The organism is Streptomyces araujoniae (assembly GCF_050871195.1).
GTDB classification, from domain to species: domain Bacteria; phylum Actinomycetota; class Actinomycetes; order Streptomycetales; family Streptomycetaceae; genus Streptomyces; species Streptomyces bacillaris.
The window spans coordinates 2351971-2376226 of sequence record NZ_CP194070.1; the positions used below are offsets into that span (position 1 = coordinate 2351971).

At 72.9% G+C, this 24256-nt stretch carries 18 protein-coding genes; 12 read left to right on the plus strand and 6 right to left on the minus strand.

Features of this window, described 5'->3' with window-relative positions; translation table 11 throughout:
- Positions 1-201 precede the first annotated feature (201 nt).
- Together pepN and ACQ9ZG_RS10070 are read left to right on the plus strand one after the other, a co-directional pair.
- Entirely contained in the window at positions 202-2778 is a 2577-nt protein-coding gene (pepN, locus tag ACQ9ZG_RS10065) for an aminopeptidase N (protein ID WP_109917234.1), read from the plus strand.
- 356 nt (positions 2779-3134) lie between these two features.
- A complete protein-coding gene (locus ACQ9ZG_RS10070; protein WP_109917233.1) occupies positions 3135-3683 on the plus strand; it encodes a hypothetical protein in 549 nt (182 codons plus the stop codon).
- Positions 3684-3793: 110 nt separating this feature from the next.
- On the opposite strand, the gene alc is transcribed toward ACQ9ZG_RS10070, so the two are convergent.
- The 5 genes from alc to ACQ9ZG_RS10095 all read right to left on the minus strand — a co-directional run bounded on the left by alc (position 3794) and on the right by ACQ9ZG_RS10095 (position 8997).
- Complete coding sequence (gene alc, locus ACQ9ZG_RS10075; protein ID WP_109917232.1) at positions 3794-4948, minus strand: allantoicase; 1155 nt, start codon at positions 4946-4948, stop codon at positions 3794-3796.
- Between the two features lie 64 nt (positions 4949-5012).
- Positions 5013-5924: a LysR family transcriptional regulator gene (locus ACQ9ZG_RS10080; RefSeq protein WP_109917231.1), complete on the minus strand. Its 912-nt coding sequence runs from the start codon at positions 5922-5924 to the stop codon at positions 5013-5015.
- Positions 5925-6076: 152 nt separating this feature from the next.
- On the minus strand, positions 6077-6307 hold the full coding sequence (locus ACQ9ZG_RS10085; RefSeq protein WP_019767085.1) for a hypothetical protein: 231 nt from the start codon (positions 6305-6307) through the stop codon (positions 6077-6079).
- 20 nt (positions 6308-6327) lie between these two features.
- On the minus strand, positions 6328-8685 hold the full coding sequence (malQ, locus tag ACQ9ZG_RS10090) for a 4-alpha-glucanotransferase (protein ID WP_499280313.1): 2358 nt from the start codon (positions 8683-8685) through the stop codon (positions 6328-6330).
- Complete coding sequence (locus tag ACQ9ZG_RS10095) at positions 8686-8997, minus strand: hypothetical protein (protein ID WP_018487204.1); 312 nt, start codon at positions 8995-8997, stop codon at positions 8686-8688.
- A 355-nt stretch (positions 8998-9352) separates the two neighbouring features.
- Between ACQ9ZG_RS10095 and ACQ9ZG_RS10100 the strand changes: the two genes are divergently transcribed.
- Positions 9353-12361, plus strand: coding sequence for a beta-N-acetylglucosaminidase domain-containing protein (locus ACQ9ZG_RS10100; RefSeq protein WP_499280314.1), 3009 nt, complete (start codon positions 9353-9355; stop codon positions 12359-12361).
- A gap of 93 nt (positions 12362-12454) precedes the next feature.
- Here the strand turns inward: ACQ9ZG_RS10100 and ACQ9ZG_RS10105 are convergent, their stop codons facing one another.
- Positions 12455-12991: an HNH endonuclease gene (locus ACQ9ZG_RS10105; protein WP_018487206.1), complete on the minus strand. Its 537-nt coding sequence runs from the start codon at positions 12989-12991 to the stop codon at positions 12455-12457.
- Between the two features lie 313 nt (positions 12992-13304).
- Here ACQ9ZG_RS10105 and ACQ9ZG_RS10110 point away from each other — a divergent pair, with 313 nt between their 5' ends.
- From ACQ9ZG_RS10110 to ACQ9ZG_RS10150, 9 genes are all read left to right on the plus strand, one after another.
- Positions 13305-14375 (plus strand): mechanosensitive ion channel family protein, encoded by a 1071-nt coding sequence (locus ACQ9ZG_RS10110; RefSeq protein ID WP_109914079.1) that lies wholly within the window; start codon positions 13305-13307, stop codon positions 14373-14375.
- 185 nt (positions 14376-14560) lie between these two features.
- Positions 14561-15766: an ROK family transcriptional regulator gene (locus ACQ9ZG_RS10115; RefSeq protein ID WP_028415177.1), complete on the plus strand. Its 1206-nt coding sequence runs from the start codon at positions 14561-14563 to the stop codon at positions 15764-15766.
- A gap of 65 nt (positions 15767-15831) precedes the next feature.
- Positions 15832-17163, plus strand: coding sequence for an ABC transporter substrate-binding protein (locus ACQ9ZG_RS10120; protein WP_109914078.1), 1332 nt, complete (start codon positions 15832-15834; stop codon positions 17161-17163).
- 6 nt (positions 17164-17169) lie between these two features.
- The gene (locus tag ACQ9ZG_RS10125; RefSeq protein ID WP_028415175.1) at positions 17170-18111 is read left to right on the plus strand and encodes a carbohydrate ABC transporter permease; all 942 of its coding nucleotides are present in this window, start codon (positions 17170-17172) and stop codon (positions 18109-18111) included.
- Between the two features lie 3 nt (positions 18112-18114).
- A complete protein-coding gene (locus ACQ9ZG_RS10130) occupies positions 18115-19017 on the plus strand; it encodes a carbohydrate ABC transporter permease (protein WP_018487211.1) in 903 nt (300 codons plus the stop codon).
- 2 nt (positions 19018-19019) lie between these two features.
- Complete coding sequence (locus ACQ9ZG_RS10135; RefSeq protein WP_026237380.1) at positions 19020-20285, plus strand: 6-phospho-beta-glucosidase; 1266 nt, start codon at positions 19020-19022, stop codon at positions 20283-20285.
- A complete protein-coding gene (locus tag ACQ9ZG_RS10140; protein WP_028415172.1) occupies positions 20276-21256 on the plus strand; it encodes an N-acetylglucosamine kinase in 981 nt (326 codons plus the stop codon). Before ACQ9ZG_RS10135 ends, ACQ9ZG_RS10140 begins: the two co-directional genes overlap by 10 nt.
- Before the next feature lie 462 nt (positions 21257-21718).
- Positions 21719-23155: a GlnX family signal transduction membrane protein gene (locus tag ACQ9ZG_RS10145; RefSeq protein WP_499280315.1), complete on the plus strand. Its 1437-nt coding sequence runs from the start codon at positions 21719-21721 to the stop codon at positions 23153-23155.
- An 11-nt stretch (positions 23156-23166) separates the two neighbouring features.
- Positions 23167-24243 carry a glutamate ABC transporter substrate-binding protein gene (locus ACQ9ZG_RS10150; protein WP_499280318.1) on the plus strand — a complete coding sequence of 359 codons (1077 nt, stop codon included), beginning with the start codon at positions 23167-23169 and terminating at the stop codon, positions 24241-24243.
- The last annotated feature ends 13 nt before the right edge of the window (positions 24244-24256 follow it).

Consider the following 24256-nt stretch of genomic DNA (forward strand, 5'->3'; position numbering starts at 1 on the left):
CGCGTACGAAGAGGGGCGGCCCCGCCGGAATGCACCGGTGGGGCCGCCCCTCCGTCTGTGTCCGCCCGCGTCCCGGCGGAAACCGGACATCGCGCCAGGCGTGCGCGGCGGGATGCGCCGCCGGGAGCTCTCGGGTGCGGCGCGCATGGAAGGATGGCCGGAAACGCCGCATATCAAGTCGCACACCAAGGAGATGACCGCGTGCCTGGCACGAATCTGACCCGCGAAGAGGCACAGGAGCGGGCGCGCCTGCTGACCGTGGACGCGTACGAGATCGACCTCGACCTCTCCGGAGCGCAGGAGGGCGGCACCTACCGGTCCGTGACCACCGTGCGCTTCGACTCCGCGGAGGCCGGTGCGGAGACCTTCATCGACCTGGTCGCCCCCGCCGTCCACGAGGCCGTGCTCAACGGTGAGGCGCTGGACGTCGCCGCCGTGTTCCGTGACTCCCGGATCGCCCTGGCCGGGCTGCGCGAGGGCGCCAACGAGCTGAAGGTCGTCGCGGACTGCGCGTACACCAACACCGGTGAGGGGCTGCACCGGTTCGTCGACCCGGTCGACGAGCAGGCCTACCTCTACACCCAGTTCGAGGTGCCGGACGCCCGCCGCGTCTTCGCCTCCTTCGAGCAGCCGGACCTGAAGGCGGCCTTCCAGTTCACCGTGAAGGCCCCTTCCGGCTGGACGGTCATCTCGAACAGCCCGACGCCCGAGCCGAAGGACGACGTCTGGACGTTCGAGCCGACGCCGCGCATCTCCACGTACATCACGGCCCTCATCGTCGGCCCGTACCACTCGGTGCACAGCAGCTACGAGAAGGACGGCCAGACCGTCCCGCTCGGCATCTACTGCCGCCCCTCGCTGGCGGAGTACCTGGACGCGGAGGACATCTTCGCCGTCACCCGGCAGGGCTTCGACTGGTTCCAGGAGAAGTTCGACTACGCGTACCCGTTCGCCAAGTACGACCAGCTCTTCGTCCCGGAGTTCAACGCGGGCGCGATGGAGAACGCGGGCGCGGTGACCATCCGCGACCAGTACGTCTTCCGCTCCAAGGTGACGGACGCGGCGTACGAGGTGCGGGCCGAGACGATCCTGCACGAGCTGGCCCACATGTGGTTCGGCGACCTCGTCACCATGGAGTGGTGGAACGACCTCTGGCTCAACGAGTCGTTCGCCACCTACACCTCGATCGCCTGCCAGGCGTACGCCGAGGGCTCGAAGTGGCCGCACTCCTGGACCACGTTCGCCAACTCCATGAAGACCTGGGCCTACCGCCAGGACCAGCTGCCCTCCACGCACCCGATCATGGCGGACATCACCGACCTGGACGACGTCCTCGTCAACTTCGACGGGATCACGTACGCCAAGGGCGCCTCGGTGCTCAAGCAGCTCGTGGCGTACGTCGGCATGGACGCGTTCTTCCAGGGCGTGCAGGCGTACTTCAAGGCGCACGCCTTCGGCAACACCCGCCTGACCGACCTGCTGGGCGCGCTGGAGAAGACCTCGGGCCGCGATCTGAAGACCTGGTCGAAGGCGTGGCTGGAGACGGCCGGCATCAACATCCTGCGCCCGGAGATCGAGACCGACGCGGACGGCCGGATCACCTCCTTCGCCGTGCTCCAGGAGGCCCCGGCGCTGCCCGCCGGTGCCAAGGGCGAGCCGACGCTGCGCCCGCACCGGATCGCCATCGGCGCCTACGACCTGGACGAGAACGGCAAGCTCGTCCGGACCAGCCGGATCGAGCTGGACGTCGACGGCGGGCGCACCGCCGTGGAGGAGCTGGTCGGCCAGGCCCGTCCGGCGGTCGTGCTGCTCAACGACGACGACCTCTCGTACGCCAAGGTCCGCCTGGACGAGGAGTCGCTGCGGGTCGTCACCGAGCACCTGGGCGACTTCACCGAGTCGCTGCCGCGCGCCCTGTGCTGGGCCTCCGCCTGGGACATGACCCGCGACGGCGAGCTGGCCACCCGCGACTACCTGGCGCTGGTGCTCTCGGGCATCGGCAAGGAGTCGGACATCGGCGTCGTCCAGTCGCTGCACCGCCAGGTGAAGCTGGCCCTGGACCTGTACTCCGCGCCGGAGACCCGGGAGGCCGCGCTCAACCAGTGGACGGACGCGACGCTCGCGCACCTGCGCGCGGCGGAGCCGGGCAGCGACCACCAGCTGGCCTGGGCCCGTGCCTTCGCGGCGACGGCCCGCAACCCGCAGCAGCTGGACCTGCTCCAGTCGCTGCTGGACGGCACGGAGGCGGTCGAGGGCCTGACCGTCGACACCGAGCTGCGCTGGTCGTTCGTGCAGCGGCTGGCGGCCGTCGGGCTGCTGGACGAGGAGGAGATCGCCGCCGAGTACGAGCGCGACAGGACGGCGGCGGGCGAGCGCCACGCGGCCTTCGCCCGGGCCGCCCAGCCCTCTGAGGAGGCCAAGGCACAGGCCTGGGCCTCGGTGGTGGAGCAGGGCGACCTGCCCAACGCCGTGCAGGAAGCGGTCATCAGCGGCTTCGTCCAGCCGGACCAGCGTGAGCTGCTGGCCCCGTACACGGAGAAGTACTTCGCCTCGGTGAAGGACGTCTCGGACGCGCGGAGCCACGAGATGGCCCAGCAGATCATCGTGGGCCTCTACCCGACGCTGCAGGTCTCCCAGGAGACGCTGGACGCCACCGACGCCTGGCTGGAGTCGGCCGAGCCGGGCGCGGCCCTGCGCCGGATGATGTCGGAGTCGCGGGCGGGCGTGGAGCGCGCGCTGAAGGCCCAGGCGGCGGACGCGGCGGCGGCCACCGCGTAGCTGTCGGTCCGTACGCGCCCGGGGCGCTCCTTCCGCTGCGGCGGAGGGGGCGCCCTTTGGCGTACGCCCGGGCGTTCGGCTGCGCCCGCGCATTGCGGTGTACGCCCGCGCGTCTGGCTTGTGCCCGCGCCCTTCGGCCTGCGCCTGCGTGTCTGGGTGCGCCCGCGCTCTTCGGCCCGCGCCCGTGCGTCTGACTTGTGCCCGTGCCCTTCGGCTTGCACCCGCGTGTCTGGGTGCGCCCGCGCGTTCGCCGTGCGTCGGCGCGTTTGCCGTACGCCCGCGCGCGGAGTGATCTCCCGTGGCCTAGCGTCCGAAGGGTCGTCGCAGCTCCGGACGCGCAGGCCACGGGAGGGTCGATGCCCGGCACCGCCTCCGTACCGGTCGTGCTGGCCCTGTGCGCGGGGCTGCTGGCCGGCCCCTCCCCCGCGCCGGAGTCCCCCGCGCCGGAGCCCACCGCCGACTGCCGGGTGGGCCCGGCGGGGTGCTACGGCCTCTACACGTACGGGTACAGCCTCGGGCTGCACCCCTTCACCGGCGCGGACGAGGTGCGGCGGCAGCTGACCGACCACTTCTGGCTCTTCCCGGTGAGCGGCGGCTGCGCGGGGCGGATCCGGGCGGGGGCGCGGTGCGAGCTGCTGGGCGGCAATCCGGTGGAGGTCGAGTACATCGGGAACGACTTCTTCCAGATCAATTCGCTCCCGGGCCACCAGCTGGGCGCCGGGATGCACATCCGCTTCGTGTTCTCGCGGACGCTCGGCTTCCACACTCTCACCGTCCGCGCCTGGCAGGACCGGCCGACGGACTGCACGGGGAAGGCGTTCTGCAACACGGCCAACAGCGCCTTCGCCTGGGGCACCTGGCGGGTGCTGGCCCGGACGCTGCGGTTCTCCGCGTACGCCGCCTGAGCCGCGTACCCCGCCGGAGGCCGCCGGAAGGGCTGGAAACCGCCCGGCGGGCGGGCGCAGGAGCGCAGCCGTCCGCCGGGCGGGAACTGGGGGGGCCGGGGCTTACGGGGTCACGCGCCCGACTCCTCGTAGCGGCGGGTCAGTTCGGCGGTTCCGGACTCCGTGAAGCCGCCGTGCAGCCGCATCCGGGCCACCCCGCCGTCGGGGAAGGCGTCGAGGCGGACGTGGGTGACGACGGCCTGGGCGCGGAGCACGAAGCGGTGCAGGGTGTCGGGCTGGAGGCGGGTGCGCGGGATGATCTCGAACCACTCGCCGGTCCCGCCGTTGCGGCCCTGGAGCGCGACCCAGCCGGCGGAGTTGCCCTTGAGGTAGGCGGTGTCGATCTCGACCGCGCGGACCGCGCCCTGGGCGGGGAGGCGGAAGCGGACCCAGTCGTTGGTGTCGCGGACCCGGCGGCGGCGGTTCTCCCAGCCGTCGTCCATCTTGCGGGAGGTGCCCGGCAGGATGATCTGGGTGGGCGAGGAGTAGAAGCGGTCGGAGGCGTCCTCGTACGTCCCGCCGTTGAGCACCGAGATCAGGTCGACCGTGCCGAGCGCGGCGATCCAGGCCGGGTCGGGGACGACCTCGCCGTGGACGCGGAAGCGGGCGATGCCGCCGTCCGGGTGCTGGCAGAGGCGCAGGTGGGTGTAGCGGCGGCCGCCGGTGATCTCGAAGGCGTTGGCCGCGTGGCCGCGTACGGGGGTGGGCGGGAGGATCTCCTCCCACTTCACGTCGTCGGCGAGCAGTTCCTCGGGGCCCGGGGCGCCGTCGACGGCGGTGGCCTGCACCGATACGCGCTGGGGGTAGTTGCCGCGGAAGTGGGCGGTGTCCACGACCAGGCCGCGGACGATGCCGGGGGCGCCGAGGCGGACGATCGCCCAGTCGTGGTCCTCGGGGGCCGGGAAGGGGTGGTCGGCGTCCGCGCCGCGGCGGCGGCGGGTCTCCCAGCCGTCCATGATCTTGCCCTTGTGCCCGAAGTGCTCGGGGTCGAAGACGGCGCGCTCGCGCAGGAGCAGGTTCTCGCGCTGGGCGAAGAACTCGTCGTTGGCGGCGATCACGCCCCCGCCCAGTCGGCGGTCCGCGAGGTCGACCAGCTCGGTGAAGGGGAGGTCGCCCGCCTCCCGGTAGTCGGCGTACGGGTCGCCGCCGCCGTAGGGCGCGGCGTCATTGGCGTGGGGGTCGGTGTCGGGGTTCTGGAATGTGGTCTCGCTCGCGTCGAAGGTCATGCCCCTACCTTCGCGCCGACCGACCGATCAGGTCCATCGAAAGTTTTCGCAGATACCGTTCAGTTCAGCTGAACGTTCCGGCGACCCGGGTCAGCGCCCCGAGCACCCGGGCCACCGCCGGGCCGCTCTCCGCCCCGTGCCGGACGGCCGCCACCACATGGCGGCGCGGCCGGTCCGCCTCCAGGACCCGCGTCACCACGCCCTCCGGACGCTGCCCCCGGGAGGCCATCCGGGGGACGAGTGCGATGCCCATGCCCGCCTCGACGAGGGCGAGGATGGCGGTCCAGCCGGCGGCGCTGTGGGCCTGTTCGGGAACGAATCCGGCCGCCTCGCAGGCGGCCGTGGTGATCTCGGACCAGGGGCCCGAACCGCCGAAGATCCAGCGGTCGGCGGCCAGGTCCGCGAGGCGCAGCGCGGGCGCGCCGGCCAGCGGGTGGGCGGCGGGAAGCGCCACGTCCAGCGGGTCGGCCAGCAGCGGGAAGAGGGAGAAGCGGGGGTCGCGGGCGGTCGGCGCGTGGGCGGCCAGCGAGAGGGCCAGGTCCACCTCGCCCGCGGTGAGCAGCTCGTACGCCTGGGCCGCCTCGGCCTCCCTTACGCGTACGTCGGGTCCCGGGCGCTCCTCGGCGCGCAGGAGCCGTACGGCGGGGACGACGAGGGCGGGCACGGCGGTGGAGAACGCGCCGACCCTCACCTCGCCCGCCTCGCCGCGCAGATATCCGGTGAGTTCGGCGTCGGCCCGCTCCAGCTGGGCGAAGACCGCCTCGGCGTGGCGCAGGACGAGGTGGGCGGCGTCGGTGAGGCGGACCCGGCGGCCCTGCGGCTCCAGGAGTTCCACGCCGAGCTGTCCGGCCAGGTTGGTGAGCTGCTGGGAGACGGCGGAAGGGGTCATCAGGAGCACCTGGGCGGTCGCCGTCACCGTGCCGTGGTCGCGCAGGGTGCGCAGGATACGGAGCTTCTTGACGTCCCACTCGGTCATGGCCGCAACCTACCCGGGGAGCACCCGCCGGGAGCCGCCCCGCCCGGCCCGGTCCGGACACGCCCCGTCCGGCTCCACCCGTCCGGCGCCGGACATGCGGGTGCGCCGCGCGGTAGCTGCTACCGGCGGCGCACCCCGCGTACGTCTGCGGGTCAGACCTGCTTCTTGGACTTGTCCAGGACCATGACCAGGGCCGTGATCGCCAGGAAGATCACGATGGGCGCCACGACGTAGAGGCCGATGGTCTCCATCGCGCTGAGGCCCGGACCCGGGTCGTCACCGTCGTCCCGGACGAGTGCGAGTGCCGGGGTCGACATGAGCATCATCATCAGCGTCGTCCCGGCCGCAACGACGCCGGCGCGCTTAGCGTTCTTCTTGTCCACGGTGCCAACGTAGCGAACGGCTAGACGGGACGCTCGCCCGGGGGTGCCGTACGGGACCTCCGGGGGCGCAGGACCTCCATCAGGGCGTGCAGGCGGGGCGAGGCGGTGATCTCCTCCAGGGTGACGGGGTGGCCCTCCGGGTCGGCGATCGGCAGCCGCCAGTTGGGGTACTGGTCCCAGGTGCCGGGGAGGTTCTGCGGGCGGCGGTCGCCGACGGTGTCGGGGAGCCAGACGCCGATCATCCGGGCGGGGGTGGCGGCCAGGAAGCGGTGGACCGCGCGGACGGCTGCGGGCTCGTCGCCGTCGCCCTCGGGGAGCATCCGCAGCCGGGCGAGGAGCGCCAGCCACTCGGCGGTGCCCGTGACGTCCTCGGTCAGCTCCTCCTCCAGGGTGCGGGTGAGCAGGCCGAGGCGGTGGCGCAGCGTCACGTGATCGCCGGTCAGCCGGGCGGCGGTGGAGGGCAGATCGTGGGTGGTGGCGGTGGCGAGGCAGTCCTGCCGCCACTTCTCGGGGGCCAGCGGGCGGCCGTCGCCGCCCCAGTCGCGCTCGAACCAGAGCACGGAGGTGCCGAGCACCCCGCGCCGGGCGAGCGCCTCCCGGACCCCGGGCTCGACGGTGCCCAGGTCCTCGCCCACGACGACCGCGCCCGCGCGGTGGGCCTCCAGGACGAGGACGGCGAGCATCGCCTCGGCGTCGTACGCGACATAGGTGCCGTCCGTGGGCGGGCGCCCCTCGGGCACCCACCAGAGCCGGAAGAGGCCCATGACGTGGTCGATGCGCAGGGCGCCCGCGTGGGCCAGCAGGCCACGGAGCAGGCCCCGGAAGGCGGCGTAGCCGGTGGCGGCGAGGGCGTCGGGGCGCCAGGGCGGAAGGCCCCAGTCCTGGCCGCGCGCGTTGAAGGCGTCCGGGGGCGCGCCGACGGACATGCCATGGACGAAGAGGTCCCCCTGGGCCCAGGTGTCGGCGCCCGCCGGGTGCACGCCGACGGCCAGGTCGTGGACGATCCCGATCTCCATCCCGGCGTCCTCGGCGGCCCGCTGGGCGTCGGCCAGCTGGGTGGCCGTCAGCCAGGCGAGGCGGCAGTGGAGGTCCACCCGGTCCAGCAGCCGGGAGCGGGCGCGGGCGGTGGCCGGCGAGCGGGGGTCGCGCAGGGGCTCGGGCCAGGCGTGCCAGTCGGGCCCGTGCTCCTCCGCGAGGGCGCACCAGAGGGCGTGGTCCTCCAGGGCCTGGCCCTGCTCGGCCAGGAAGTCGCAGTAGGCGGCGCGGCGGCCGGGGGTGAGCGGGACCTCCGCGATCAGCTCCAGGGCCTGCCGCTTCAGCTCCCAGACGGCGTCCCGGTCGATCAGGGCGCCCTTGTTGAGCACGGCCTCGCTGAGCGCGGCGGCGTCCTGGCGGAGGTCGTCCAGGATGGCCCGGTCGTGGAGCTGTCCGTACTCCGGGATGGACTCGACGTGCAGGTGGACGGGGTCGGGGAAGCGGCGCGAGGAGGGGCGGTACGGGGACGGGTCGGTGGGGCGGCCGGGGAACGCCGCGTGCAACGGGTTGACCTGGACGAACCCGGAGCCGAGGGTGCGCCCGGCCCAGGCGGCGAGGTCGGCCAGGTCCCCGAGGTCGCCCATGCCCCAGGAGCGGGCGGAGAGGAGGGAGTAGAGCTGGACCAGGAAGCCGTGGGTGCGCTCGGGCGGCTGCGGGACCCGGGCCGGGGCGACGACCAGGGTGGCGGAGGCTTCGTGGTGGTCGGGCGTCCGGACGTGGAGGCGGTGGATGCCGTACGGAGGCTGGGTCCAGCCGGCGGGGGCGGCGGGATCACGGGGAACGGTGGCCCCGGCGGTTCCGGTTCCAGGGGTTGCAGCGGTTCCGGCGGTTCCGGTTCCAGCGGTTCCGGTTCCGGCTGTTCCGGCCATCTGCGCGGACGCGGCGGCCTGCGCGGGTGCGGAGGTTCCGGCAGTTCCGGCGGCCGGTCCGGCTGTCGGCGCCGAGGCGGTGTCCTGCGCCGGTCCGGCGGGCACGTTCGGCGCGGGGCCGGTGGCCGGCACGGGTGCGGGGATTCCGGTCCCGGTGGCCGGTCCGGACCCCGGGGCTCTCCCGCCCCCGGCCGCCGGCTCCGGCTCGACCCTGACGGCCGAGCCGGGCGGCAGTCCGGTCAGTGCGGGCGGCAGTGGCTCACCGGTCCAGACCACCACGGTCGGCGGCAGCAGGCGCGAGCGGGACTCCGCGGCGACGAGCGACCTCCGTACGGCCTCCGGAGTGCCGGCGTCCACGCCCAGCGCGGCGAGCACGGCGATGACCGTGTCGTCGGGGACGGACACCGTGACATCCGGGGACGGGGAGTAGGAGGTGGCGACACCGTGCAGTGCGGCGAGCCGGGACAAGCCCATTCAGACTCCTGGGAACTCCATGCCCCCTGCGGTGCCGGGTGCGGTCGGCTCGCTGGTCAGAGGGGCGACGGCGGCGAGCGGTGGCTCGCTCGTGAGCGGGGTGGCATCGGCGAGCGGGGGCTCGCTGGTGAGCGGGGCGGCGTCGGGGTAGGGGGACTCCCCGAGCAGCAGGGAGAGATCGGCGATCGGGGGCCCGCTGATCAGGTGGGCGACCTCGGCGAGGGGCGGTGCGCTGGTGAGCGGTGCGGGATCGGCTTGGGCGGGTACCTGTTTGGAGAGGGCGGAGAGCAGAAGCTGCGCTGATGCGGGCATGGTGGCCTCCTGGCCGTGGAGAACAGGACCTTGAGGGCCTACCCAGACCTCACGGGCGCAGACCTGGACGTGACCTACCCGTCACACATGGCGTCGTGACGGCGGCGTACACCTTCGGGCAACGGCGTACATCCTCACCTCCGGACAACGAGCCCAACGTGCCCCAGGTCACATTCCGTTCCCCCGTGCGGCAGGTATCAGCCGTTTTCAGCCACCCCCGTCAGCCACACCAGCCCCACCAGACGCGAAGATGACACTATTCCCGGCAAATCCGGCAGATCAGCCATGCGCATTGACACCCTCGCGCCCGGGTGGTGGGCTCGGATCCCAGTCAGGCCTTTCGAGGGAGCGCGACGTGCGGTTCGGGCGCAGGAAGCAGGCCACGGCCGTGGCCGTCGCCGTGATCGGTGGGCTGCTGAGCCCCTTCGCCCCGGCCGCCGGCGCCGCGCCCGCTCCCCTCGCCGACCCCGGCAAACCCCCCGCCACCTCCCCCGACCGCGCCGACAACGCGCAGCCGCCCGCCGTCTGGCCCCGGCCGCAGAGCATCAGGGCCACCGGCCCGGCCCTGCCGCTGGGCACCGAGGCCACCGTCGTCGCCGCACCGGACGCCGATCCGTACGCCGTGGCGGAGCTGCGCTCCCTGCTCCGCGAGGCCGGGGTCACGACCGTGCACCAGAGCCTGCCCGGGCGCGGGCCGCTGATCCGGATCGGCGGTCCGGGCGCGGGCGAGGCCCTGCGGGCGCTGCGCGCCCCCGACCGCGCCGACCTGCCCACCGGCGGCTACCGGCTCGCCTCCGGCGAGGTCGGCGGGCGCGCCACCGTGGCGCTGGACGGGCTCGGCGAGGACGGCTTGTTCCATGCGGTCCAGACCCTGCGGCAGCTCGTGAGCGGCGGCGCGGTGGCCGGGGTCGTGGTGCGGGACTGGCCGGGCACGGCCGTACGCGGCATGGCGGAGGGGTTCTACGGACAGCCCTGGACCCAGGAGGAGCGGCTCGCACAGCTGGCCTTCATGGGCCGCACCAAGCAGAACCGGTACCTCTACGCGGCGGGCGACGACCCCTACCGGCTGGCCCGGTGGCGCGAGCCGTACCCGGCCGAGCGGAGGGCGGACTTCCGGGCGCTGGCGCGGAAGGCGGAGGCCGAGCACGTCACGCTCGGCTGGGCGGTCTCCCCCGGTCAGGCCATGTGTATGGCCTCCGACCAGGACGTCCGGGCGCTGACGAGGAAGATCGACGCGATGTGGGCGCTGGGGGTGCGGGTCTTCCAGCTCCAGTTCCAGGATGTCAGCTACAGCGAGTGGCACTGCGACCTGGACGCCGAGACGTTCGGCAGCGGCCCGAAGGCGGCGGCCCACGCACAGGCGAGGGTGGCCGGGGCGGTGGCGCGCCATCTGGAGGAGCGCCATCCGGGCGCGGCCCCGCTCTCGGTGCTGCCGACGGAGTTCTACCAGGACGGGGCGACCGACTACCGCACGGCGCTCGCCGCCGGGCTGGACGACCGGGTGCAGGTGGCCTGGACGGGCGTCGGGGTGGTTCCGAAGAAGATCACCGGCGGTGAGCTGGCCGGGGCACGGGCCGCGTTCCGGCACCCGCTGGTGACCATGGACAACTACCCGGTCAACGACTACGCCCAGGGCCGGATCTTCCTCGGCCCCTACACCGGCCGGGACCCGGCGGTGGCGAGCGGTTCGGCGGCGCTGCTGGCCAACGCGATGGAGCAGGCGGCCGCCTCCCGCATCCCGCTCTTCACCGCCGCCGACTTCGCCTGGAACCCGAAGGGGTACCGCCCGGACGAGTCGTGGCGGGCCGCGATCGACGATCTGGCGGGCGGGGACGCCTCGGCCCGGGAGGCGCTGCGGGCGCTCGCGGGCAACAGCGCGGACTCGGTGCTCGGCGCGGAGGAGTCGGCGTATCTGCAGCCCCTCTTCGCCGCGTTCTGGCAGTCCCGGGCGGCCGCACCCCCGGTACGCGACCGGGCGGCGCGCGAGCTGCGGGCGGCCTTCACCGTGATGCGGCAGACCCCCGAGCGCCTGTCCGGCCCCGCCGACGGGCGGCTGGCCCGTGAGGTGCGCCCGTGGACCGAGCAGCTGGCCCGCTACGGCCACGCCGGGGAGCTGGCCGTGGACCTGCTCCAGGCCCAGGCGGCCGGCGACGGGGCGGGGGCCTGGCGGACCCTGATGGCGCTGGAGCCGCTGCGCCGGGAGATCGCGGCGGGCCGGGCCACGGTCGGCAAGGGCGTGCTGGACCCCTTCCTGGACCGGGTCGAGAGGACCGCCGACGGCTGGAACGGCGTGGACCGCACCAGCGGCCGGGTCACCAAGGACAACCACAGCTATACGGTGCGGCTGGAGCGGACCCGCCCGGTGGAGGCCGTGACGGCGCTGGCCGAGCCCGGTTCCGGGCTGACCGGGGCGGTGGTGGAGGCCCATGTTCCGGGCGAGGGCTGGCGGGCGCTGGGGCAGCTGTCCCCGAGCGGCTGGACCCAGACCGCGGCGAAGGGGCTGCGCGCCGACGCCGTACGGGTGACACTGCCGGAGGCCGCCCGGACCGCGCCGCCCTCCTATCTGAGCCCGAGCCTCGCCCCGGCCCCGGCGGTCCCGGCGGGGACCCCGAAGCTGCGGGCCCTGGTGCCGTGGTTCGAGGACGAGCCGGACGCCGTGCTCGATCTGGCCCGGGGCGAGACGGACGCCGAGATCGGCGGGGAACCGCAGCGGGTGGCGGCGCGGCTGGCCGGGCGCCGTCCGGCCGAGGTGAAGGGCGCGCTCACCGCGAAGGCGCCCAAGGGCATCGAGGTGCGGGTCCCGAAGCAGACGACCGTGCCGCGCGGGTCCCGTACGGAAGTGCCGGTCGACATCACCGTCCCGGCGGACACCCCGGTGGGCGAGTACGAGGTGCCGCTGGCCTTCGGCGGCCAGGAGTCCACCCTGACCGTGCGGGCCTTCCCCCGGACCGGCGGCCCGGATCTGCTCCGTACGGCCACGGCCTCCTCCTCCGGCGACGAGACCCCGGACTTCCCGGCCTCCGCCGCCGCCGACGGGGATCCGGAGACCCGGTGGTCCTCGCCCGTGGAGGACGGCGCGTGGTGGCAGGCCGAGCTGCCCCGCCCGGTGCGGCTGGGGCGGGTGGTGCTCTCCTGGCAGGACGCGTACGCCTCCGCCTACCGCGTCCAGACCTCCGCCGACGGCCGCACCTGGCGCACCGCCGCGACCGTCCGGGAGGGCCGGGGCGGGCGCGAGTCGGTGCGGATGGACGCGAAGGACACCCGCTTCATCCGGGTGCAGGGCGACGCGCGGGCGACCGAGTACGGCTACTCGCTCTGGTCGGTGGAGGCGTACGCGGTGGCCGGCGCCCCCGCAACGGACTGACCGGCCGACGGCCCGCCGCCCGCCGCACGGCAGGCCCCCGCCGCACGGGGGCCGGGTGCCGGTGACCGGGGGGGGGACGACAAAGGCCCGGTCTCAGGCGGAAACGCCGTCGATCCGGGCCATCACGTCGTCCGCGCCGAACGGTTGCAAGTACGGCAGCCAGCGCGGGTCCCGGTGTCCGGTCCCGATGATCCGCCAGGCCAGGCCGGTCGGCGGGGCGGGCTGATGGCGCAGCCGCCACCCCAGCTCCGGCAGATGGCGGTCCGCCTTCACGTGGTTGCAGCGGCGGCAGGCCGCCACCACGTTGTCCCACGCGTGCTGTCCACCGCGGCTGCGCGGGATCACGTGGTCGACGCTGGTCGCGGCGGCCCCGCAGTACATGCAGCGCCCCCCGTCGCGGGCGAAGAGCGCCCGTCGCGTCAGGGGGACGGGTCCCCGGTAGGGGATCCGGACGAAGCGCTTGAGCCGGACCACGCTGGGAGCGGGCACGGCACGGGTGGCGCTGTGCAGGAAGGCGCCGGACTCCTCCAGGCAGATCGCCTTGTTCTCCAGGACGAGGACGAGCGCGCGGCGGAGCGGTACGACGCCGAGGGGCTCGTACGACGCGTTGAGAACCAGGACATGCGGCACGGTGGATGCCTCCTTGTACGCCGGCGGCGCGTGGCTCGCGCCGGGACGATCCGATCTCAGTCTCTCCTCATGCCTGGTCAAAGCGCCACCACGTACGGGTAACGGGCCGGGAGGATTTTTCTCACCCTCACGGCGTCAGATGCCCCGCCCGGCCCCGGGCGGGCGTCCCACCAGCGCGCCCGCGCGCACTGTGCGATCGGCCACAGCGCGGCTCTCCCGGTGAGACCTGTCTCTCCCCCGCCGACGGCAACGATCCACTCCCCCTGCTTCGTTACTCTTGTCGGTCAGCCGTCGTCCCTCTGGAGGCCCCGTCGTGTCCCTGTCCGTCCTGTTGTCCGCAGCTCCGTCCCCCGAGCCGGGCGGCTCGCTCGAGGAAGCCGCTGAGCAGGCCGGGAACGCCGCGGGGTGGGTCGAGGAGAACTGGTCCACCTGGCTGAGCACCGGTCTGCGGATCCTGCTGATCGTCGCCATCGCGATCACCCTGCGTTATCTGATCCGGCGCGCCCTGACCAACCTCATCGACCGCATGAACCGCAGCGCCCAGGCCGTGGAGGGCACCGCGCTGGGCGGTCTCCTGGTCAACGCGGAGCGCAGACGCCAGCGGTCGGAGGCGATCGGGTCGGTGCTGCGGTCGGTGGCCTCGTTCCTGATCATGGGTACGGCGGCGCTGATGGTCCTGGGCGCCTTCAAGATCAACCTGGCGCCGCTGCTCGCCTCGGCAGGTGTCGCCGGTGTGGCGCTCGGTTTCGGCGCCCGCAACCTGGTCACGGACTTCCTCTCCGGCGTCTTCATGATCCTGGAGGACCAGTACGGGGTCGGGGACACGATCGACGCGGGTGTGGCCTCCGGTGAGGTCATCGAGGTGGGCCTGCGGGTCACCAAGCTGCGCGGCGCCGACGGCGAGATCTGGTACGTCCGCAACGGCGAGGTCAAGCGGATCGGCAACCTCAGCCAGGGCTGGTCCACCGCCGGGGTCGACGTCACGGTGCGCCCCACGGAGAACCTGGAGCACGTCCGCGAGGCGATCACCACCGCCGCCGAGACGATGGCGAAGGAAGAGCCCTGGTCGGAGCGGCTGTGGGGCCCGGTGGAGGTGCTCGGCCTGGACGCGGTCCTGCTGGACTCCATGACGGTCCGGGTCACCGCGAAGACCATGCCCGGCAAGTCGATCGGCGTGGAGCGCGAGCTGCGCTGGCGCATCAAGCAGGCGCTGGACGACGCGGGCATCCGCATGATCGGCGCGGTGCCGCTCCAGGCGGACGGCGACGGCGCGGCGGACCCGGCGGCCGGGGTGGCCGCCCCCTCGGCGTACGCCTCCGCCACCTCCCCCCAGTCCCTGGCGACGGCACCGATACCGCCCACGAACCTGAACAAGCACCCCTAGAGGCACGCGTCGGCGGAACGCCGGCAGAAGAACACCGACAGAACAAGGGGCGCCCCACCGATCCGGTGGGGCGCCCCTTGACGTCCCGGTGAACCGCGCCTTACCGTCCTCCCAAGGATAGGAAAGTTTCCTAACAGAGTCCGCAGAGGCCGGCGGAGCTGCTCACAGAGGCGGGTGCATCCACGATGACGGGAACGACTCCGGGCACCCCCCGGGTGCTGCGGGCCATGAACGACCGGGCCGCCCTCGATCTGCTGCTGGAGCACGGACCGCTCTCCCGGACCCGGATCGGCAAGCTCACCGGCCTCTCCAAGCCCACCGCCTCGCAGCTCCTGGCCCGGCTGGAGGCGGCCGGTCTGGTCGTGGCCACCGGGACCAGCGAGGGGCGCCCCGGACCGAGCGCCCAGCTCTACACGGTGAACGCGCGCGCCGCGCATGTGGCGGGGCTCGATGTGAACAGCCGCCGGATCATGGCCGCCGTCGCGGACGTGACCGGGGCGGTGGTCGGGGAGTTCGAGCTGGCCACGCCAGGCCGGCGCGCCGACAGCGTGGTGCGGCAGGTCGCCGACGCGCTGGACGGGGCGGTGAAGGAGGCCGGGCTCGTCCGCGCCGACATCCACCGGATCGTCATCGGCACCCCGGGCGCCTTCGACCCGGGCACCGGCCGCCTGCGGTACGCCTCGCACCTGCCCGGCTGGCACTCCCCCACCCTCCTGGACGAGCTGGCCGCCTCCCTGCCGATGCCGGTGGAGTACGAGAACGACGTCAACCTGGTCGCCGTGGCCGAGCAGCGCCTCGGTGCGGCCCGCGGCCACGACGACTTCGTCCTGCTCTGGAACGAGGAGGGGCTCGGCGCCGCCCTCGTCATCAACGGGCGGCTCCACCGCGGCTTCACCGGCGGCGCGGGCGAGGTCGGTTTCCTGCCGGTCCCCGGCACCCCCCTCGTACGCCAGGTCGTCAAGGCCAACAGCGGCGGCTTCCAGGAGCTGGCGGGCGCCCAGGCGGTGCCCCGGCTCGCCAGGACGCTCGGCATCGACACACCGCAGCAGCCGCACGCCAGGGCCGCCGCCGAACTGCTGGGCCGGGCGGCGGAGGCGTACGAGCGGGACGAGGCGCTCACCGAGCTGCTCGGCCAGTACGCCCACCGGCTCGCCACCGGCCTCGCCTCCGTCACCGCCGTTCTGGACCCCGGCCTCATCGTGCTCTCCGGCGGCGCGGTCGCGGCCGGCGGCGAGGTCCTGCGCTCCCTCATCCAGTCCGAGCTGGCCGAACTGGCCGCCTCCCGGCCCCGGCTCGTCCTCGGCGAGATCGACCGCACCCCCGTGCTCCGCGGCGCCCTGGAGCGGGCGCTCGCCGACACCCGCGACGAGGTGTTCGACACCTCGCGCTGAAGCCACACCCCCTTCTTCCCCGTCCTTGTCGTCTGCTTCTCTTCCCCGCCCCTGGGAGTTTCGTCATGCGCACCAGCCGTCTCACCACCACCGCTGTCGCCGTCGCCGCGATATCGGTCCTCGCCACCGCGTGTACCGGCCAGTCCGAGGCCGGGGCCACCGATGACCCCGAGGCGAAGACCACCATCAACTTCTGGCACGGCTGGAGTTCGCCGGCCGAGGTGAAGGCGGTCCAGGACAACATCGCCCGCTTCGAGAAGGCCCACCCGAACATCACGGTGAAGGTCTCCGGCAACATCAACGACGACAAGCTCAACCAGGCCCTGCGCGCGGGCGGTTCGGACGGGCCGGACGTCGTGTCGTCCTTCACCACGGCCAACGTCGGCAAGTTCTGCTCGTCGGGCGCCTTCACCGATCTCGCACCTTTCATCGAGAAGTCGGAGCTCGACCTGGAGAAGACGTTCCCGAAGGTCCTGCTCGACTACACCCAGTTCGAGGGCAAGCGCTGCGCCCTGCCGCTGCTCACGGACGCCTACGGCCTCTACTACAACAAGGACGCGTTCGAGAAGGCCGGGATCACCGCGCCGCCGAAGACCATGTCGGAGCTGGCCGACGTGGCGAAGAAGCTGACGGTCGAGAAGGGCGACACCTACGAACAGCTCGGCTTCATGCCGAACTTCCACGGCTACGAGACCGTCGTCAGCCACTACATGTCCTCCTGGGACCACACGTACTTCGACGAGAACGGCAAGTCCACCCTCGCCACGGACCCGGCGTTCGCGGAGATGTTCACGTACCAGAAGAAGCTGGTGGACGGCCTCGGCGGCTATCAGAAGCTGGAGAAGTACCGGGGCACCTTCGGTGACGAGTGGGGCGCCAAGCACCCCTTCCACACCGGCCAGGTCGCCATGCAGCTGGACGGCGAGTGGCGGCTCGGGATGGCCGAGGACGCCGGGGTGGACTTCGAGATCGGGGTCGCGCCGATGCCCGTGGCGGACGACGAGGCCGACAGCTACGGCAAGGGCTATCTCTCCGGCACCATCGTGGGCATCGCCCCCGCCAGCAAGAAGCAGAACGCCGCGTGGGAGCTGGTGAAGTACATGACCACCGACACCGAGGCGGTCGTCAACTTCTCCAACGGCATCCGGAACGTGCCCTCCACCCTGGCGGCGCTGAAGTCGCCGGACCTGAAGTTCGACCCGCGCTTCAAGACCTTCCTGGACATCGCCCAGCACCCGGAGTCCAGCACCTCCGACGGGGCCGTCAACGGGGCCGCGTACCAGCTGACCATCCAGGACTTCGGCTACCAGTACGAGAAGGGCGCGGTGAAGGACCTCCAGGCGGGGCTGGAGAAGACCGCGAAGCAGATCGACACCGACATCGCCAAGGCCAAGTAGCCCCCGATGACGACGCACACCCTCCGCGCCAAGCGTCGCAGGTCGGCGCTGCGGAACGCGGCCTTCATGTCGCCGTGGCTGATCGGGTTCTCGGTCTTCTTCGCGTACCCGATGGTCTCGACGGTCTACTTCTCGTTCACGTCGTACGACGGGTTCGGCGCGCCCACGTTCAACGGGCTGACGAACTGGACGTACGTCTTCCGCGACTACCCGATGTTCTGGCCGTCGCTGTGGAACACGCTCTGGCTGGTGGTCGTCGTGGTCACCTGCCGGGTCGTGTTCGGCCTCGGGATCGGGCTGCTGATCACGAAGATCAAGACGGGGACGGGGGTCTTCCGGACCCTGTTCTACCTGCCGTACCTGGCCCCGCCGGTCGCCGCGACCCTCGCCTTCGTCTTCCTGCTCAACCCCGGTACCGGCCCGGTCAACGCGATCCTCGGGGACTTCGGGCTGCCGACGCCCGGCTGGTTCAACGACGCCTCCTGGTCCAAGCCGGCCCTGACCATGCTCGCGGTCTGGGGCATCGGGGACCTGATGGTCATCTTCATGGCCTCGCTGCTGGACGTGCCGACCGAGCAGTACGAGGCGGCCGAGCTGGACGGCGCCTCGGCCTGGCAGAAGTTCCGCTTCGTGACCCTGCCGAACATCTCCCCGATCGTGCTGTTCGCGGTGGTCACCGGGGTCATCCAGGCGATGCAGTACTACACGCAGCCGCTGGTCGCCGGAAAGGTCGCCTCCGGTGTCATCGGAGGCTCGGGCCAGTCCTTCGAACCCGGCTATCCCGACAAGTCGACACTGACGCTCCCCCAGCTCGTCTACAACCTCGGCTTCCAGCGCTTCGACTACGGCGCCGCCTGTGTCGTCGCCCTCATCCTGTTCGCCCTGGCCATGGCCTTCACCGCGCTGCTCATGCGGGGCCGCAACAACCTGATCCAGGCCGGTGACTGAGCCATGACCCAGCTCCTCGACAAGCCCGCCCCCGCCTCCCCGGCGAAGGCCCCGCCCACGCCCGCCGCCCGCACCGCCCGGCGCAAGGCGCTGCTGCACTGGATCGCCGTGCACTCGCTCGGCATCGCCGCCGCGCTCTTCTTCGTGCTGCCGTTCGTCTTCGTGGTGCTGACCTCGCTGATGAACGACCAGCAGGCGCTGACCCGCGACCTCATCCCCCGCACCTGGGAGTGGGGCAACTACGAACGCGTCTTCAACACCCCGGGCTTCCTCACCTGGTGGCGCAACACCCTGCTGTACGCGGGGGTCGGCACGGTCCTGACCGTCGTGTCGTCCATCCCCGTGGCGTACGCGCTGGCGAAGTTCCGCTTCCGGGGCCGCAAGCTGTCCCTGATGCTCGTCATCTCCATGATGATGCTGCCGCCGCAGGTCGTCATCATCCCCATGTACCTGTTCTGGGCCAAGCAGATGGACCTCTCCGGCTCGCTGTGGCCGCTGATCATCCCGATGGCCTTCGGGGACGCGTTCTCCATCTTCCTGCTGCGGCAGTTCCTGCTGACCATCCCCAACGAGTACCTGGACGCCGCGAAGGTGGACGGATGCGGTGAGTTCCGTACGCTCGTCAAGGTCGTTCTGCCGATGGCCAAACCCGGCATCGCGGCCATCGCCCTCTTCCAGTTCTTCGCCGCCTGGAACGACTACTTCGGACCACAGATCTACGCCTCCGAGAACCCGGCCGCCTGGACCCTCAGTTACGGCCTGGAGTCCTTCAAGGGGGCGCACCACACCGACTGGAACCTGACCATGGCCGCGACCGTTCTGGTCATGGCCCCCGTGATCGCCGTCTTCTTCTTCGCCCAGAAGGCATTCGTCGAGGGCGTCACACTGACCGGAGTAAAGGGCTGACAATGAAGCTCGCAGTAGTGGGTGGCGGGTCCACCTACACCCCTGAACTGATCGACGGCTTCGCCCGGTTGCGGGACACGCTGCCGGTCGAGGAGCTGGTCCTCGTCGACCCGGCGGCCGACCGGCTGGAGCTGGTCGGCGGGCTGGCGCGGCGGATCTTCGCCAAGCAGGACCACGCCGGGAGGATCACCACGACCACCGACCTGGACGCGGGCGTCGCCGGCGCCGACGCGGTCCTGCTCCAGCTGCGGGTCGGCGGACAGGCCGCGCGCAACCAGGACGAGACCTGGCCGCTGGAGTGCGGCTGCGTCGGCCAGGAGACCACGGGCGCGGGCGGCCTCGCCAAGGCGCTGCGGACCGTGCCCGTCGTGCTGGACATCGCCGAGCGGGTGCGCCGCACCAACCCGGACGCGTGGATCATCGACTTCACCAACCCGGTCGGCATCGTCACCCGCGCCCTGCTCCAGGCCGGGCACAAGGCGGTCGGCCTCTGCAACGTGGCGATCGGCTTCCAGCGCAAGTTCGCCAGGCTGCTGGACGTGAACCCGGCCGAGGTCCACCTGGACCATGTGGGGCTCAACCACCTCACCTGGGAGCTGGGCGTGCGCCTGGGCGGCCCGGACGGCGAGAACGTGCTGCCGAAGCTGCTGGCCGAGCACGGCGACGCCATCGCGGACGACCTCCACCTGTCCCGGAAGCTGGTGGACCGGCTCGGCGTCGTCCCCTCCTACTACCTGCGGTACTTCTACGCGCACGACGAGGTCGTCCGGGAGCTGGGCACCAAGCCCTCCCGGGCCGCCGAGGTCGCGGCGATGGAGAAGGAACTGCTGGAGATGTACGGCGACCCGGCGCTCGACGAGAAGCCGGAACTGCTCGCCAAGCGCGGCGGCGCCTTCTACTCGGAGGCGGCGGTCGACCTCGCGGCCTCCCTGCTGGGGGGCGGCGGCTCACCGGTCCAGGTGGTGAACACCTACAACAAGGGGACGCTGCCGTTCCTCCCGGACGACGCGGTCATCGAGGTGCAGGCCCGGGTGGGCCACGACGGGGCGGTCCCGCTGGCCGTGCCCGCGCTGGACCCGCTGTACGCCGGACTGGTCGCCAACGTCACGGCGTACGAGGACCTCGCCCTGGAAGCCGCGCTGCGCGGCGGCCGGGACCGGGTCTTCAAGGCGCTGCTCTCGCATCCCCTGATCGGCCAGTACGACCGGGCGGAGCAGCTCACCGACCGGCTGATCGCGCACAACCGGGAGCACCTGGCGTGGGCGTGAACGTCCCGGTCGTCGCCGTCGACGCGGGCAACAGCAAGACCGATGTGGCGTTGATCGGCGCGGACGGGACCGTCCTGGCGACGGCCCGGGGCGGCGGGTTCCAGCCGCCGCGGGTCGGGGTGGCGGCCGCGGTCGACGTCCTGGGCTCGGCCCTGGACCGGGCCGTGGCCCGGCTGCCTTCGGCGCCGGGCTCGTTCGGGCACATCTCCGCCTGTCTCGCCAACGCCGACCTGCCGGTCGAGGAGGCCGAGCTGACCCGGGCGCTGGAGGCCCGGGGGTGGGGGGCGTCGGTGGAGGTGCGGAACGACACCTTCGCGATCCTGCGCGCGGGGGTGGACGAGCCCCGGGGCGTCGCGGTGGTCTGCGGGGCCGGGATCAACTGCGTGGGCATGGTGCCCGACGGGCGGACCGCCCGCTTCCCCGCGATCGGCCGGATCTCCGGTGACTGGGGCGGCGGCGGGGGGCTGGCGGAGGAGGCGCTGTGGTGCGCCGCCCGCGCGGAGGACGGGCGCGGCGAGCCGACCGAGCTGGCCCGTACGCTGCCGGCCCACTTCGGGCTCGACTCGATGTACGCGCTGATCGAGGCGCTGCACCGGGAGGTGATCCCGTCGGCCCGCCGTCACGAGCTGACCCCGGTGCTGTTCGCCACCGGGGCCGCCGGGGATCCGGTGGCGGCCGCGCTGGTGGAGCGGCAGGCGGAGGAGGTGGTGGCGATGGCGTCGGTGGCGCTCACCCGGCTCGGCCTGCTGGAGGAGGAGGCTCCGGTGCTGCTGGGCGGCAGCGTGCTGGCCGCGCGCCACCCCCGGCTGAACGACCGGATCGCCGAACTGCTGGCGGCCCGTGCCCCGAAGGCGGTGGTGCGGGTGGTCTCCGAACCGCCGGTGCTGGGGGCCGCGTTGCTGGGTCTGGACCGTACGGGAGCGGGCCCGGAGGTCCACCGCCGGCTGCGGGAGCAGTACGCCCGACCCTGACGGCGGCCCGTCGGCCGCTACGACAACCCGCTGATCCGTACGGCGATCTGCCGGGCACCCCGTCGCGTTCGCGGCGGGGTGCCCCTCGTTCGGGGGAACGCGGAGGGGCGCGGGAACCGATCCGGCGGCCCGCTCGTGTACCTGATGGGGAGTCCGGAGCGGCGGGGACGGCGGAGCGGGCGAGCGGCCGGGGGATGCGGGAGACGGGGGCCGGTTCGCCACCGGCGACGAGGCCGGTTCGCTTATGGGGATGTTTCGGGGCACCTTGCACCGATCGCCTTGATCGGCCGCGTCCGCACTGGTCGAATGCGTTGACCGGTGCGGAGTCCAGGCGTTCGTGAAGTGTGCGGGATCCAGGCGTTCTTGATGTGAAGGTCCCTCCCCGCGGCCATACTTCTGGCCGGGCTTCGGCCCCGGTCGGCCGGGGGCGGGGGGACCGTCGATGACCGAGGGGGAGGTCGGGTGACACAGCTGCCGCAGGGCGGCCCGGGGACGCAGCGCGCGCCGGAGCACTCGCCCGCACCACCCGTCGGCCTGCCCGCACAGTCCGGTGCGGCGGGGCGCCCGGCCGGAGAGCCCCTGCCCGCGAGGCGCCCCTCGGTCTGGGCCGTGCAGAGCCGGCGGCTGCGCGCCGCCGCGACGACCGAGCCGGGCCGCCTCCAGATCATCGGGGCCGTGCTGGCGCTGCTGGTCGTGGCGTTCGGGGCGGTGACCGGGCTGGAGATCTCGCAGCGGGCGTCGGCCGCCGACGACGTGGTGGGCCGCAGCCAGCCGCTGAGCGCGGACGCGGCGAGCATCTACCGCTCGCTGGCCGACGCGGACACGATGGCGGCCGGCGGCTTCCTCGCGGGGGCGCAGGAGCCGAAGGCCGTGCAGGAGCAGTATCGGAAGGACATCGAGGAGGCGGCGCGGCTGCTGGTCAGGGCGGCGGCTACCACCGACTCCTCGACCAGTTCCGGGCAGGAGATCACCACGCTCAACGAGATGCTGCCCGTCTACACCGGACTGATCGAGCGGGCCCGCGCCAACAACCGGCAGGGGCTGCCGCTGGGCGGCGCCTATCTCCGTTACGCCAACCAGAAGATGAGCGACGAGCTGCTGCCGGCCGCCGAGCGGCTGTACGCGGCGGAGACCGGCCGGCTCGACCGGGACGCGGCCGACGCCCGGCGCTGGCCCTTGCTCTCGCTCGCCGCCGGGGTGGTGGTGCTGGCCGCGCTGGTGTGGGTGCAGCGCCGCACCTACCGACGCACCAACCGGGTGTTCAACCGCGGGCTGCTGGTGGCGACGGCCGCCGCAACGGTCCTGCTGCTCTGGCTGGCGGTGGGGCACACGGTGGCGCGTGCGGAGCTGCGGGCGGCGATGACCCAGGGCCAGGAGTCGCTGGACGTCCTCAACAACGCCCGGATCAACTCCCTGAAGGCACGGGCCAACGAGAATCTGACGCTGGTGGCGCGCGGCTCGGTGCTGACCCCCGACGGCTCGGCCGACCAGTACGAGACGGACTACGCCGAGGGCATGAGCGCCCTGACGGCACAGCTGAAGAAGGCCGAGCGGCTCGCGGACGACGAGCGCGGCCGGGCTCCGGTCGCCGAGGCCGCCCGGAGCGTCACCGAGTGGCAGAAGCGCCACCGCACGGCACGGGCCACGGACGACCAGGGCGACTACGAGGGTGCGCTGGTCCAGATCATCGGGGCCGAGGACTCCACGGGGCAGTCCTTCCAGCAGGTGGACACCGCGCTGCGGAAGGCGCTCGCCCATGAGCAGGGCGAGTTCACCGCGGCCGCGGAGGACGGGCGCGGGGCCCTGCGCGGCCTGCCGACAGGAGCCGCCGCGCTGGCGGTGCTGGGAGCGGTCGCCGTGATCCTCGGGGTCAACCGCAGGCTCTCGGAGTACCGGTGAGAGGGGCAGCGATGACCAGGGCGAGGACAGGGGCACGGCGCCGCACCCCGCGGGTCCGGCTGCGCGGCTGGGGCGGGGTGACGGCGATGGCGGTGGCCTGCGTGACCACCGCCGCGCTGACCCTGCTGCCGCTCTCGCAGCACGGCGGGCGGACCGCCGGGGCGGACACCCCGGGCACGACGGGGGCGGGCGGCACGAGGGGCGGGTCCACCACGGCCACCCTGCCGGTGCGGGCCGAGGCGTGCGCCGAGCCGGAGGCGAGCCTGCCGCCCTCGTCGGCGGACGGACCGGGCATCGCGAAGATCAAGGAGCGCGGGAAGCTGGTCGCGGGCGTCGACCAGAACAGCTACCGCTGGGGTTACCGCAACCCGTACAGCGGCGAGCTGGAGGGGTTCGACATCGACCTCGTGCGGGCGCTCGCCAAGGACATCCTGGGCGACCCGGACGCGGTGATCTTCCGGGCCATCCCCACCAACCAGCGCATCGCCGCCCTGGAGCGGGACCGGGTCGACGTCATCGTGCGGACGATGACCATCAACTGCAAGCGGCTGGAGCAGGTCTCCTTCTCCACCGCCTATTTCGAGACCGGCCAGCAGATCCTGGCCCCCAAGGACTCCCCCATCACGGGGTACGACGAGTCGCTGAAGGGGATGCGGGTCTGCTCCGGCGAGGGCACCACCGCGTACGAGGCGCTGGAGAAGAAGTCGTACGGGGCCATATTCAAGGACGAGTTCGACGGCACGGAGAAGGACCCGGACCGGCTGACCGTCCCCAACCAACTGGACTGCCTGGTCCGGCTCCAGCTCGGTGAGGTCGACGCCGTCCTCACCGACAACGCCCTGGGCGCGGGGCAGGCCGCGCAGGACCCGGCGGTGGCCCTCAAGGGTGCGGGCCCGTTCACCACCGAGTACTACGGCGTGGCGGCCAAGAAGGGGGCCGACGACCTGGTGGCCCGGGTCAACAAGGTCCTCGTCGACTACCGGGCGGGCGGCAAGGACAGCGCCTGGATGGTGTCGTACCGCAAGTGGCTGGCGGCCGGACTGCCCGGCATATCGGCCCCGCCTGCCCCGAAGTACCGCAGCGAGTGACCCCGAGGCGCCG